At 37.5% G+C, this 13,850-nt stretch carries 13 protein-coding genes and 1 pseudogene; 3 read left to right on the top strand and 11 right to left on the bottom strand.

Annotation, left to right across the window (positions count from 1 at the left end; all coding sequences use genetic code 11):
* Positions 1-57: 57 nt before the first annotated feature.
* Positions 58-792: a glycerophosphoryl diester phosphodiesterase gene (locus GTH24_RS02430; protein ID WP_072069801.1), complete on the top strand. Its 735-nt coding sequence runs from the start codon at positions 58-60 to the stop codon at positions 790-792.
* A 323-nt stretch (positions 793-1,115) separates the two neighbouring features.
* A complete protein-coding gene (locus GTH24_RS02435; protein WP_115350551.1) occupies positions 1,116-2,063 on the top strand; it encodes a carbamate kinase family protein in 948 nt (315 codons plus the stop codon).
* Positions 2,064-2,158: 95 nt separating this feature from the next.
* Here GTH24_RS02435 and GTH24_RS02440 read toward each other — a convergent pair.
* Together GTH24_RS02440 and GTH24_RS02445 are read right to left on the bottom strand one after the other, a co-directional pair.
* Positions 2,159-3,349: pseudogene (locus GTH24_RS02440) on the bottom strand (cyanate transporter).
* A gap of 118 nt (positions 3,350-3,467) precedes the next feature.
* Entirely contained in the window at positions 3,468-4,214 is a 747-nt protein-coding gene (locus tag GTH24_RS02445; protein ID WP_072069798.1) for a hypothetical protein, read from the bottom strand.
* 140 nt (positions 4,215-4,354) lie between these two features.
* Here GTH24_RS02445 and GTH24_RS02450 point away from each other — a divergent pair, with 140 nt between their 5' ends.
* Positions 4,355-4,882 (top strand): SMI1/KNR4 family protein, encoded by a 528-nt coding sequence (locus GTH24_RS02450; RefSeq protein ID WP_231619334.1) that lies wholly within the window; start codon positions 4,355-4,357, stop codon positions 4,880-4,882.
* Between the two features lie 4 nt (positions 4,883-4,886).
* On the opposite strand, the gene GTH24_RS02455 is transcribed toward GTH24_RS02450, so the two are convergent.
* From GTH24_RS02455 to GTH24_RS02495, 9 genes are all read right to left on the bottom strand, one after another.
* The gene (locus tag GTH24_RS02455) at positions 4,887-5,639 is read right to left on the bottom strand and encodes a DUF3307 domain-containing protein (RefSeq protein ID WP_164525910.1); all 753 of its coding nucleotides are present in this window, start codon (positions 5,637-5,639) and stop codon (positions 4,887-4,889) included.
* Between the two features lies 1 nt (position 5,640).
* Positions 5,641-6,273 carry a hypothetical protein gene (locus GTH24_RS02460; protein WP_072069795.1) on the bottom strand — a complete coding sequence of 211 codons (633 nt, stop codon included), beginning with the start codon at positions 6,271-6,273 and terminating at the stop codon, positions 5,641-5,643.
* A gap of 238 nt (positions 6,274-6,511) precedes the next feature.
* Positions 6,512-6,808 (bottom strand): DNA-binding transcriptional regulator Fis, encoded by a 297-nt coding sequence (gene fis / locus GTH24_RS02465; RefSeq protein ID WP_004245342.1) that lies wholly within the window; start codon positions 6,806-6,808, stop codon positions 6,512-6,514.
* 20 nt (positions 6,809-6,828) lie between these two features.
* Entirely contained in the window at positions 6,829-7,800 is a 972-nt protein-coding gene (gene dusB / locus GTH24_RS02470; protein ID WP_036938696.1) for a tRNA dihydrouridine synthase DusB, read from the bottom strand.
* Positions 7,801-8,121: 321 nt separating this feature from the next.
* Complete coding sequence (gene prmA, locus GTH24_RS02475; RefSeq protein ID WP_115350546.1) at positions 8,122-9,003, bottom strand: 50S ribosomal protein L11 methyltransferase; 882 nt, start codon at positions 9,001-9,003, stop codon at positions 8,122-8,124.
* A 23-nt stretch (positions 9,004-9,026) separates the two neighbouring features.
* Positions 9,027-10,472: a sodium/pantothenate symporter gene (gene panF, locus GTH24_RS02480; protein ID WP_072069865.1), complete on the bottom strand. Its 1,446-nt coding sequence runs from the start codon at positions 10,470-10,472 to the stop codon at positions 9,027-9,029.
* Positions 10,462-10,710, bottom strand: coding sequence for a YhdT family protein (locus GTH24_RS02485; protein WP_115350545.1), 249 nt, complete (start codon positions 10,708-10,710; stop codon positions 10,462-10,464). The genes panF and GTH24_RS02485 overlap by 11 nt, the downstream gene beginning before the upstream one ends.
* Positions 10,711-11,098: 388 nt before the next feature.
* Positions 11,099-12,301: a MalY/PatB family protein gene (locus GTH24_RS02490; protein WP_164525911.1), complete on the bottom strand. Its 1,203-nt coding sequence runs from the start codon at positions 12,299-12,301 to the stop codon at positions 11,099-11,101.
* A 22-nt stretch (positions 12,302-12,323) separates the two neighbouring features.
* The gene (locus tag GTH24_RS02495) at positions 12,324-13,547 is read right to left on the bottom strand and encodes an aromatic amino acid transport family protein (RefSeq protein ID WP_371032673.1); all 1,224 of its coding nucleotides are present in this window, start codon (positions 13,545-13,547) and stop codon (positions 12,324-12,326) included.
* Positions 13,548-13,850 lie beyond the last annotated feature (303 nt).

Here is a 13,850-nt window from a genome sequence, read left to right on the forward strand (position 1 = left end):
CAAATTGCTGTCATAAATGGTTGTCATGATGTCGGCACAAATGAAAAGGAGAGAGAAATGAAGATAGCTGCTCACCGAGGTTTTTCTGGAAAAGCCCCTGAAAATACGTTAGCTGCATTTAAAATGGCGATTGATTTTGGGTGTGAATGGATTGAGACGGATGTGCAATTAACGGCAGATCATGTTCCTGTGCTTATTCATGATAAAACGGTTAACCGCTGCACGAATGGGCAAGGTGCTGTGCGTTTTCATACCTTAGATGATTTACATCGTCTTGATGCAGGAAGTTGGTTTAGTTCACTTTATCAAGGTGAGAAAATTCCCTCTTTAAGACAAGGACTACAGTTAATTAAACGTTCAGGCACAAAACTCAATATTGAGCTGAAAACATGGCCCGATGATGATATTGAACGCTTATGTTTAGCCGTCTCTGATATGATAAAAAGTGCAGATATTCCGAATGAGCAAATTTTATTTTCTTCTTTTGATACACAAGCTTTAATTGTGATGAAGCGATATTCTCCTTTTATTCGAAGAGGGCAATTGTGGGATGAGATCCCCGATAATGCATTAGAAACATTAAAAGCTATTGATGGTTTTAGTGTGCATTGTAATTACAAATACCTTACACAAGAACAAGCGCAATTGTTCAAACAAGCAGGCTATGAAATTTATTGTTATACCCCGAATGATCCTGATGAAGTGAAAGATTTTGAACAATGGGGAGTTGATATGCTAATTACCGATATGCCTGATGTTTATCAATCTGATATTGTTCAAATAGCAAAATGAAAAAGCCCTAACTATCCCGTTTATTTGTATTAAATAAGGCGTTATCGATCTGTTTGATGACGCCTCTTGTTTCCTTTCTACCTCATTCTATTTACTAAAATTAAATGAGAGAAATGTTGAGTAATAGATGTTTTATTTACATTCTCTGTTATTATCCTGCGCAATTAATGAATAGATATTGTTCAATACGATAATGTTTATCTCATTAAAAGATAAAAATGGGGTAAGTGGTTAGCGATATGGCGACCCTATTAACCCAACCTCTGAGAGTAGAGGTGAGTTATTTCTACTTTAATTGCCAATAATATAATTGAGAGTGAAACATGAAAGAACTCGTTGTTGTTGCCATTGGAGGCAACAGTATTATTAAAGACAATGCTAGCCAGTCTATCGCTCATCAAGAACAAGCAGTACAAGAGGTTGCAGCCCATATTAGTGATATGGTGGCTGAAGGGTATAATATTGTTCTTACTCATGGTAATGGACCACAAGTAGGGCTTGATTTACGCCGTGCAGAAGTTGCACATGTACAAGAAGGTTTACCATTAACGCCATTAGCCAATTGTGTTGCAGACACACAAGGTGGGATTGGTTATTTAATACAACAAGCGTTAACCAATAAGCTTCGTGTTCAACAAAATAAACAAGCGATCACCCTTATCACTCAAGTTGAAGTAGATAAAAACGATCCTAATTTTGTTTCTCCAACAAAACCTATTGGTGCATTTTTCTCTGAACAAGAGATGATGCAACTACAACAAGAAAACCCTCAATGGCATTTTATTGAAGACTCTGGCCGTGGTTATCGTCGTGTTGTTGCCTCTCCTATTCCACAACATGTAATTGAATCCAATGCAATTAAATCATTGTCAGAATGTGGCTATGTTGTGATTGCTGTAGGGGGCGGTGGTATTCCAGTTATTAAAAATGAGCAAGGAAATTACCAAAGTGTTGATGCCGTGATTGACAAAGATCTATCCTCAACGCTACTGGCAAAAGAATTGCATGCAGATATTCTGATTATTACAACCGGTGTTGAAAAAGTCTGTATTCATTTCGGTAAACCAGAACAAAAAGCGTTAGGTGAAACCTCTGTGGCAGAAATGACTCAATATATGCATGAGGGGCATTTTCCTCCAGGCAGTATGCTTCCTAAAATAGAAGCGAGTTTGTCATTTTTAGCCGCAGGCGGAAAACGAGTGATTATCACAACACCAGAAAAATTGGCTTCTGCTTTAAAAGGTGAAACAGGAACACATATTGTTGCTTAATTATCGCCATAAGTAATATTCAATTATATCTTTAACAAGCGCCTTATCTGTAAAAAGTAAGGCGCTTATTTTATCCATGTATTTTTTATAGATGATTAAATAGAGTGATTGGCGGGATAGGCTTTTGCGTAATGGCGTGGGTTTAATCGTGAAAATAATCCTATCGTAATAATCACTAAAATGGCATGAAATGCCCATGCATAAGTAAAGCTTCCATCAGGTTGGCGCAATAGGACAGCAACCAATGGGCCAAATGCAGCAATAATAAAACCACCACCTTGCATTAGTGCTGATAGTGCGCCAGCTTGCGCAGGGTCAGGAATGTGATCGAGTGCGACGATCATCATCATGGAAAAACATCCTCCTAAGCCACAGCCTAAGAAAATGCTCCAAAGATAAGGTGCACTCATGGGGATCGCCATTATTGCGCCAAATCCGATAAATTGGCTTATTAATGTTAACATCAGCCAAAAACGCCGATCGTGATTTTTAGCCGCCAAAAATGGAATGATCAATGCTGCTGATGCTTGAAAAAGGGAAAGGATAGCGACTAGAGAGCCACTTTGGGCGCTTGGCATTCCTAACGATTGATAGAAAGGAGCTAGCCATGTTACCACGGAAGCATATCCTGCATTAACACAACCAAATCCTAAGATAAGTAGCCCTGTTCTAGGTCGCCAGATCAAGGTATTGAGTGATATTTTGTTGGCTGAGGTGGCACTATTTTTAATAGAGAAAAGAATAGCAACAAATGCAAAGCCAGCAGGAAGCGCAAACCATGCCAAAGCACTTTGCCAATGACCATTAGGAGCGGTGAGAATAGGGGAAAGTTGAGCACCTAGTGCGCCACCTCCCATTAACATGGCAGAATATAATCCCATCATGATAGGTGTTCTATTTCCAAACCATCCTTTAATAATGCCGGGGAATACTGCTTGAATATAGGCGACACTTAAACCACAAAAGAGTGCTGTCAGTAATAGTTGATGACCATCAGAAACATAAGCACGAGAAAATGAGCCTATAAGTAGCATCAACATCGCCACTAACAGCCCTTTACGTACTTAAATATAAGACTGTAAAAAAGGAACGATTAATGCGCCTATTCCCATTAACAGCATAGGTAATAGCGTGAGTAATGAGACTTGGCTATAACTCATTCCTGTTGAGGCAATAATATTGTCAATAACAGGGCCTGGGCCAGTTAAGAAAGGGCGTAAATTTATCCCAACTAAAATAATAGTGAGGACAATCTGCCATGTTTTTTTTCGTGGTAAGGCAGTCATTGTAATTCCCTGATAAACATAAATATTATCTACTTTATGGACAATATTGATATAAACAGATAAGGGGTTTTATATCAACATAAATATCATTAGGTATTTTAACTAATCATCACGCTATTTAAGCGATATATTTTAATTTCCACTGTTTAATCTGACTCTTGGGATTAATTAATACAAACTCATAATGTTCAAAATGAGAAAGTACCTTTTTAAATTCCAGTGCTGCTTTATCTAAATCCCACGATTTAGGGAAATAAAAGCCATCAAAAGGGATGTTTTCAAGTTGTGCACTAAATTGATGAATAAATTCATCAAACCCAGCATAAAAGAGTGCGATTTTTCCAGACCAATTAATGTGATAAGTATTATCTTGTTGGCGCTGGAAGTGAATTTGATGATTTTTACATGCATCATGACCTAATAAGTAAATACTGAAAGCAAGGACTTCTGCTCTTTCTTCATATTCATCTGTATCACTATCGATTTGAGGGGCAATATCAACATTAAATTGATGAGTAATAAAGTTATCAAAATCGAACGGCGTATTTCCTGTGCTGAGCAAAATACCTTGGTCGTCAGACCAATAAGTTGAGGAGAGTGTACAACAGTGATAATTATCCCAAACAATGGGAGCTTGCCAGTGAGCTAGGCTGGTATATTCTTCTTCGTCATCTGATTCATCTTCGTTGATATCATCCAGATAATCCTCCCCTTCACTTAAATAGTAATCGGCACTTCTAAGATGAAGATCAAACCAAAGTTGTCCATTTTTATCTAATCGCCCAGACCAGACAAATTCTTTAATTTTATGGGGCTTAGGATAAGCGCTATCAATAAATGTAATGGTACGTACTGGTGTGGTCATGGTCTGTTTTCTTTTAAATATAGGTTTGTTTACTAGGGTAATAGAGTGATAACTATCAGCATGATTATGATAAAAGTGATGCTCACTCTAAAATATCATACATTACACGGTGTAATAGAACTCAAATAAGTGAGATAGTGATGTTAACGGCATTAAATCAGCAACTACCTATTCCTTCTGCAATACATGAAAATGGAAAAGAAGAGAGATGGCCATTAATTGATAACAAATATGCCTTTCCCAAAGATTATATTGCGTTTATCACCCAATATGGATCAGGTCAGGTAGCTGATTTTATAACGTTATTTAATCCCTTTAGCCAAAATGAGTACATTAATTTTTTCCAGCAAAAAGAGCAGATCCTTGAAGATTTCAGCTCATTAATCAATGATGATCCTAATTACTATCGTTTTGTTCTATATCCAAAATGTAATGGGCTTTTACCCATTGGTGTCACGGATAATGGAGATACGCTTTTTTGGGTTGTTTTATCAGAAAATAGTGAGCTTTGGACAATAGCAATTATTCCATCTAGAGGATCAGAGGTAGAATTTATTGCAGAGAGTCTGACAGGGTTTTTAGAGGGAGTTTTATCAAAACGAATACGTTGCCAATCATTCCCTGAGGGATTTCCATCAGAAAAAATGATATTTAGCCCAGAAGTTTGATGAGTTATCCCCCTATGGGGAGTTGAGTCACAAAATAGGAAGTAGCAAGTCCAATAAAGATAGAAATGCTAAAGCTAATCAATGTACCTAACATAACATATTCTGTTAGCTTTTTATCTTGATCGTCTTGTAATTCACCAAATCTAAATATTGATTTAGCTGCTAATAAGAAGCCAATTGCTGCAAATTGATTTAAAAGAATAAAAGTTAAGATTAGTGTTCTTTCTAAATAACCAATAGATTGACCCGCAGAAACGAGTGTTGAGCCTTCTACTGCAACAGGTGTCCATTTCTTTAGTAACATATAAATAAGGCTCGAAATAGGCTTTAAAATAATGATGTAGGCAAGAATAACAATAAGATATTTGTAGTTAATATTTTTAAAACTAAGATCATGGAATATTTGAGTATTTTGATCAACAAGCACTATCCATAAAAAGGTAATCACGAATAAATGAAGAGCTTGATCAGTGATAAACCATTTTAACGAGTTATCCGTATAGGATTTAGCAAGATCAAAAATAAAATGACTAATTAATATTACTAAGCTATAAGCTAAAATAGAAATAAGGCTTATCTCGGACATTACTACAAGAATAATAAAACTTATCCCACCTTGTAGTAGTGAGTGCAAATAAAGTGCTTTAGATTTGTAATGTAGAGCGTTTCGCGCTTCTATCCATGTTCTCGGTTGCAAATAAAAATCAAAAATAATATGTGCAACATAGAGGGATATAAGAAGCGTGAAGTTATACATATCAATAAACCTTGTTAATCAAATAATTAAAGTATTGAATATATTCATCTATGAGTTGATAGTGGCTAGCATTTAGTAATCGAGTAATATTACTTCTCGATTTATTTAACTCATTGGCAATAGCGTAGTGAGATTTATCTTTATTGACCATGTATTTAAGTAAAACTTGTGCTTGTGCTCGAGTAATTTCTTTGAGTTGTAAATCTAAATACTTAGTCACTAAAGTAATATTGTGTTGGAAGTCGGTATCAGAAGTTGATATTGCCAATATTTCACCTTTCATTTTATCCAGCCCTTCACCTGATAAAATAAAAGCCTCACCTATAGACGTCCTAACATCATTGCGTAATGAATCTACTTTTCCAACACCAATGCTTTGTCGAGCGCTGATTTCAAGACTTGATGTTTTGAGTGCGAGCTGGATGACAATGGCGACTTTAATGGCATCATTAGCTTTTGAACAAACAAGTTGGAAGGAGTCGCCACGATATCGGTCATATTTAAGCGGAAGTTGCTCTGAGAGCAGTTGAACGGTTTGCTCTAAGGTGTAAAGCATAACATCATAGTCTTCAGGTGTAATATCTCTAGAGCCTATGATGTCACCGGTGATCACACTAATGATGTTGTTATTCATTAATTTGTACCTATAGCTTTATGAGAGAATGGCAATCAATATAAACGCGCTATATTCGGTTATTGGACGTAGCCATGACGATGAAGGTTACCAAATTTGGTAACATGTAATAATGTTACCAAATTTGGTAACCTATACCATGGATGTTATAGAGTAAGTCCGATAAAGAAGCAACAAAAAAGCCTTTTCTGGAAAACCAGAAAAGGCTTTTTATAAAAATAGACCTAACTGACTAGGATCAGTTCATGCCGTATTTTTTCAGTTTCTTACGCAGTGTGCCGCGGTTAATGCCCATCATTTGCGCTGCACGCGTTTGGTTGCCACGGGTGTACTGCATTACCATGTCCAACAATGGCTGTTCAACTTCAGCCAATACTAGCTCATATAAGTCATTAACATCTTGACCATTTAATTGAGCAAAATAGTTCTTCAGTGCTTGTTTAACTGAGTCACGTAAAGGTTTTTGGGTCACCTGATCTTGTGAATTTACGGTGGCAACTGTTAGTACGTCTGAATTTACGCGTTGTTCGAACATAGTTCTGTCAGCTCTTTTATTTATTTACGCAAAAAATTTTCGAAATATGCTTCCAACGCCTCCAGCTGTTCGCTGGCATCCTCTATGGCGTTGAAGGAGCGCCGAAACTGGTCATCAGGGGCATGTTCCTTGAGATACCAAGAGACATGCTTGCGTGCAATGCGAGTTCCTTTGCCTTGACCGTAAAAGTCGTGCAACTCACGCACATGCTTTTGCATTATTTGTTGTACCTCTACAATCGGTAGAGGGGGCAACAGTTCACCTGTGTCCAGATAGTGCTGGATTTCCCGAAAGATCCAGGGTCTTCCCTGAGCAGCGCGACCGATCATCAAAGCATCGGCTCCAGTGTAGTCTAATACTGCTCTGGCTTTTAGCGGGTCTGTTATGTCTCCATTCGCAATAATGGGAATAGAAACATTCTGCTTAACTGTCCGAATGCTGTCGTATTCGGCTTCCCCTTTGAACAAACACTCGCGTGTACGCCCATGAATAGTGAGAGCCTGAATACCACAACGTTCAGCCAATTTGGCAATCTCTACACAGTTACGTTCATCAGGTGACCAGCCAGTACGGATCTTGAGAGTAACAGGTACATCTACCGCGTTAACCACAGCAGAGAGGATCTCTGCGACAAGGTCGGGATGACGAAGTAGTGCTGAACCTGCTAGCTTTTTATTCACCTTTTTTGCAGGGCAACCCATGTTAATGTCGATAATTTGAGCACCACTATCTGCGTTTATCTTCGCAGCAGCCGCCATATCAACGGGATCACTTCCTGCAATTTGTACGGAGCGGATCCCCAATTCATCACTATGTACCATTCGTAACCGAGACTTGTCTGTCTGCCAAACCTGAGGATTGGAAGAGAGCATCTCAGAAACTGTCATACCCGCACCCATATCATAGCAAAGCGACCGAAAAGGTCGGTCTGTAACGCCAGCCATGGGAGCCGCGATAAGGCAATTTTTTAACTGATACTGTCCGATTCGCATAGATGAAAAGAGGGCCAAACTGTGACTGCAAGGGCGCGTATATTACGCATTTTTTGCCAGATATGAAAGGACAAAGTTTAACCAAATTGCGAAAAAAAGTTACTTTATTACACTTGATTTTTTATGAATTGATTATTTAATCAATAAAAACATAATGTTATGTGTTTTTAAAAAATTAAAATTTGATGGTATAGAATTGATAAACAAGTGGAACTAAGTAGAGTTTATCAGGCAAAAATGTGATTAATGCCTGATAAACAATAATTAAGTGAAATTTTAACGTAATGAGATTATCTCATTTTGGTTAATATTTGTTCTGTGTTATTTTTTCACACCGGTAATACGACACCACTCTTCTTTCTCAGCAACGGGATCTAAGTTAAATAATCCTTCATAGGCAGCTGCCACACCTTCTGCTTGTGTCGCTAATACGCCGGAAAGACCTAGATGCCCACCCTGACGAGGCAGTGTACTAATAACGGGTGCAAGTTCACGTAATGGGCCAGCTAAAATATTTGCCACGACAACATCAGCACTGAGGTTATCAGGCTGGTCTTTTGCAAGATACAGTGTGAGTGCGTCAGATACACCATTACGTTGTGCATTATCACGGCTTGCTTGGATGGCTTGCGGGTCGATATCAATACCAATTGCTTTAGCTGCACCTAATTTTAAAGCCGCAATTGCTAAAATCCCAGAACCACAACCGAAGTCGATAACCGTTTTACCTTCTAAATCTAAACCATCAAGCCACTGAAGGCATAATGAGGTAGTAGGGTGGGTACCTGTACCAAATGCAAGACCTGGGTCTAGCATGACGTTGACGGCATTAGGATCAGGCACTTCACGCCAACTTGGGCAAATCCATAAACGCTCACCAAAGCGCATTGGGTGGAAGTTATCCATCCATTCACGTTCCCAATCTTTATCTTCGAGTTGTTCAATTTTGTGCAGGAAGCCTTGACCTAGTAGTGGCGTGTTTTCTAACATCGCCACAATGATTTTCATGTCAGTTTCTGCATCATATAAACCGATAACGTCAGTATCACCCCACAGGCGAGTTTCGCCCGGTAAAGGTTCAAAGATAGGGGTATCGTGACTATCTTGGAAAGTCACTGAAACGGCACCGCTTTCAACTAGCTCATCACCAATAGCTTCGGCATTGGCAGCAGTTGCATTAAGTCTTAATTGTATCCAAGGCATAATTAATCTCTTTAAAAACGAATTCACTGTAATGATGCTGATTGTGGCAGAGTATGCTCCCCAAATCGATTAGCAACAAGAAATGCCACTAAGCTTAATAACAGTGAAGGAACAATAGGATGGAATCCGGCTATTTGGATATTAAATGTCGCAAGAGTGGCATAGAGTGTGGCACCTGTGATCATACCTGCAATAGCGCCATAACGGTTCGCTTTTTCCCAATAAAGGCCAAGAACTAAAGGCCATAAGAAAACAGCTTGCAGGCCACCAAAAGCGAGTAAATTAAGCCAAATAATCATTGATGGTGGGTTCCATGCAGCAAACAGCAGTAGTACACCTAAAATCAAGGTTGAAAGGCTTGATAAACGGGATATACGTTTCTCATTAGTAATAGCATGAGGGGCGATATTGAGATAGAGATCTTTGACTAACGTTGCTGAAGATTGTAACAGTTGCGCATTAATCGTAGACATAATGGCAGCCATCGGCGCCGCAAGGAAAATACCTGCTGCAATAGGCGGTAAGACTTCAACCATTAATGTTGGGATAACCTGATCGGGGACAGTCAGATCAGGAATGATCGCCCGGCCTAATGCACCAGCAAAATGCATACCAAACATTAATAATGACATCACAATAGTGCCAATAATGATCCCTTTATGCATGGCTTTGCTGTCTTTGTAAGAGATGCAACGTACCGCAGTATGTGGCAAGCCTATTACACCAAAACAGACCAGTACCCAGAATGAAGCCATAAAAGGCCCCGTTAGAATGCCATCCGCACCTTGAGGTGAGGTTAATGCAGGATCGATAGCATTGAGTTTTTGTATCGCAATATCTAAACCGCCCGCTTTATAGATAATAGCAACCAGTAGGATAAAGGTACCGAGTAGCATTACAAGACCTTGTAATGCATCGTTTAATACGCTAGCTCTAAATCCACCAATTGCAGTGTACAGCGCAATCGAGACCCCAAAAATAAGCAAGCCAAACTCATAAGGGATGCCGGCTGCGGTTTCTAATAAACGTGCGCCACCAATAAATTGCACTGTCATGGCACCGACAAAAGCGACTAATAGACTTAAACTGGCAAACCAAACAAGAAAACGACTTTTGTAACGCGCATATAGCATGTCGTTTAAAGTAACGGCATTATAACGACGCGCTAAAATGGCAAATTTTTTTCCTAATACCCCAAGGGATAGCCAAATTGCGGGCAGTTGGATCATCGAAAGCAATACCCAACCAATACCATATTTATAGGCAGCACCTGGCCCACCGATAAAGGAACTTGCGCTAACATAAGTGGCAGTGATTGTCATCGCTAATACGAAGCCACCCATGGAACGATTACCCAGAAAATATTCGTTAAGAAACTCGCCTTTTTCGCGCTTACGATAAGCATAAGCCGACAGCAGAAAGACCAACAGAAGGTAGCCAATCAGTGGCACTATGACCTCAGTTTGCATCGTCATGCTCATCTCCTAACGGCATATCTTTGAAAAAGTAGCGCACCATCAGATAGCACAACAAAAAAAACAAAACAGGTAAGAATAAGCATGAAAGCTCAAACCAAACAGGTAAACCAGTAATGCCTAGTGTGTTATCAGGTAAATAGGCGGTAATTAACCAACCCAACAAATAAATAAAAGTTAAAATTAGGGCCCAAAGGGCTTCTTTGTGGGCCTGAACAAAACGTTTGTCCATCTGTTCTCCCAATCTTAATAGGGTTAAAAATGAATGGGAGGATTGTACGGGAAAGTGAGTGTTGATTCAGTGAAAATTAATCACAAACTCACGAGGTAATATTAAAAATTAACTATGTTACTGTTTTAAAAGGATTGTTATTAAGTTTCTATTTAATGAGGTAATAAAAATAGAGATGGGTTTTTATATTAATTGAGAAATGAAGTGTTGAAATAATCACCATAAATAGAGTATTTAAGATAATTGAAATAGGAAAAAAGAAGAGCAGACACTGAAATAGATTGATCAAATGTGGTGCTCTTCTTTGTTTTACTCATCTCAAAAATTAAAAATTAAAAATTAAAAATTAAAAATTAAAAATTAAAAATTAAAAATTAAAAATTAAAAATTAAAGGGCATTTTTTATTCTTTCTAAGCCTTCTTCGATAATGGAACGAGGGCAAGCAAGATTTATACGAATATAGTTATCACCATTACTTACAAACATATTTCCACCTTCTAATAAAATACCTGTTTTATTGGCAAAATAGAGTGAAAGTTGTTGGTTATCGACATCTTCAGGTAAATATTTAGTCAAATTAATCCATGCTAAATAGGTTGAATCAGGTATTTTAAAGTTTGCTTTTGGGAAATGAGTCTGAGCAAATTCTTGTACTAATTTAAAGTTATCATCGAGATAGTTTCTTAGTGCTTTTAACCATTCATCACATTGAGAATAAGCAGCTTTTGTTGCAACTAAACTTAATGGTGAAATAAAGTCATCATAAAGGCGAAGCCACTCTTTTTTTATTTCTTCATTCTTAATAAAGATATGAGACATTAGATTACCTGCAAGATTAAATGTCTTGCTTGGAGCCATACAGGTAACAATTTTCTCATAATAAGGGAAAAGTTTAGCAATAGGTGTGTGTGACATACCGTTACGCAATAAATCACAATGTATTTCATCTGATATCATCCAAATATCATTTTCAACACAGAGTTTTCCCATCTTAATTAGCTCTTCTTCCGTCCACACTTTACCCGTTGGATTTTGAGGGTTACATAAAATAAAGAGCTTAATATTAAGTGATTTATCTTTAATTTTGCGTTCCATATCTACAAAATCAATAGAGTACTCACCATCTTTTTCTAATAAATCAGAGTAGATCACTTGGCGAGAATTATAGTCTCCCGCTTGTTTAAATGGTGTATAAGAAGGTGTTTGAATAAGGATACTTTCATCTTCTTTTATTAATAAAGGGACTAAGCGGTTTAATGCAGGAATAATACCCGGTGATAATACAATTTCACGCGGATCGATTTCCCAATCGTAATGTCTTTGACACCAATCTTTAAATATTTGGTAATACTCATCATCATACACTTTGGTATAACCTAATATTTTTTTATCTAGGCGTGCTTTAATGGCTTCAAGAATTTCAGGCGGAGTAGAAAAGTCCATATCCGCAACCCACATTCTAATAAATTCATTATCAGCAAAGGCGAACTGTGCATCTTTATCTGCTTTAAAAATATACTGGCGCCAACCATCATAATTTAAAGCATCGGTATCTTTTCTATCTATAATTTCATCAAAGTTATATTTCATGGTAAGCCTTTAATACGTCTAATTAAATAAATTTTAAGAAAGGGGAAATACAAAGCAGAATGCCCGTAAAGATAATCAAATACAGTGATCCACCTTTATAACGATGCAATGAAGGTACTTTGTAAACTAAATAAGCAGGAATAAGACAACCTACAATCCCGAAAATAGGACTACAGATTGAAGTGAACATTAATACTGGCAGATTAAGAACAATTGCACCCCATGCAATAACTACAGTAAAAATTACAATACATAATGTGAGGATTTTCTGATTAATTTTTTCTGCGGGAATAATACGAGTAAGAGCATTCATGACTAAGCCTTGTACTGCTTCTTTAAAGCCTAGATAAACGCCAAAGAATGCTGTCATTAAAGCAAAAATATTGAGTGCAACGCCGACAGGTGTGACATATTTAGCTGCATCGCCTTCAATAAATTGCGCTGCGATGGCTAAGGCAGAAATATTCTGCTCATAGGCCTTAACCGCTTCATCATGGCCGATAGCAAAGGTAAAAGAAACAGCATAGAAGAAGACAACACAAAATAGTGTACCGAAAGAAATATTCATGGCTCTTAAGGCTTTATAACGAGCGACTTCAATCGATTTGTTTTTAGCTCGATAAGAGATAACCATCGGACTAAGAGATTGAATAAAGAGAATAGAAGTCAGTGTAAAAGGTAGCGTAATAATGGCATTCTTAATTAATAAGCTAAAAGGCGGGAAGGCATCGATATTTTTCGATAGATCCCACATGCTTATCATCATGACACCTAGCGCAAATACAACGAGTAATTTAGATAACACCATAAAGCTTGAGATTTTAAATAATAACTCTTCACTTCGTGATGCAATTAAGACGAGAAACGAGATAAGAATTAATCCATAAAAAGGGTTTTCTGACAGTAATCCTTCAGTTACGCCAAAGGTGTGTAGGTAAGATGCGGTATCATTAGTCAGCGCTGTTGGATAAGCAAAAATCCAAATCACTAACATTAAAAAGTAAAGTAACCCTAAAAACATTCCCCAGTTTTTACCAAGATAACCTTCGATAACACTTGGGTAGTCTTTACACTCTTTAGAATCGGCAAGAGTATTAATAAATAAGCGTTGAAAGAGGTACATGGCAGGGTAGCCAATAATAGAAGAGAGTAAAAACACCCATAATCCAATTAAGCCAACTTGCACAGGTAAGAACACAATACCTGCGCCAATTGCCATGCCGATACTGATAATAATCCATCCCATATCAGTATTATCGAATCGTGTTAGTTTTTTCCATTCTTCTTTTGAGAGAGAGGCCCTATCAACTTTTTGTTCTAATAAGGTCATACATGTGATCCCATGTGAAAGTAAAATTTATAGTATTTGTTTTGTTAAGTTTATTTTTGGAACATGATTTTTAATCATTTTGTATTAGCTGAATAACGATACTTCGAGAATAATTTTAGCAATTAGTGTGATTAATTATTTCTCCATATTGGAAGCTAGACGAACTTATTTATTAATAAAATTCGCTAAAATTGAGTTATGAATTAATTATCTTTGATA

The sequence above is a fragment of the Proteus vulgaris genome, from assembly GCF_011045815.1.
Lineage (GTDB): Bacteria > Pseudomonadota > Gammaproteobacteria > Enterobacterales > Enterobacteriaceae > Proteus > Proteus vulgaris_B.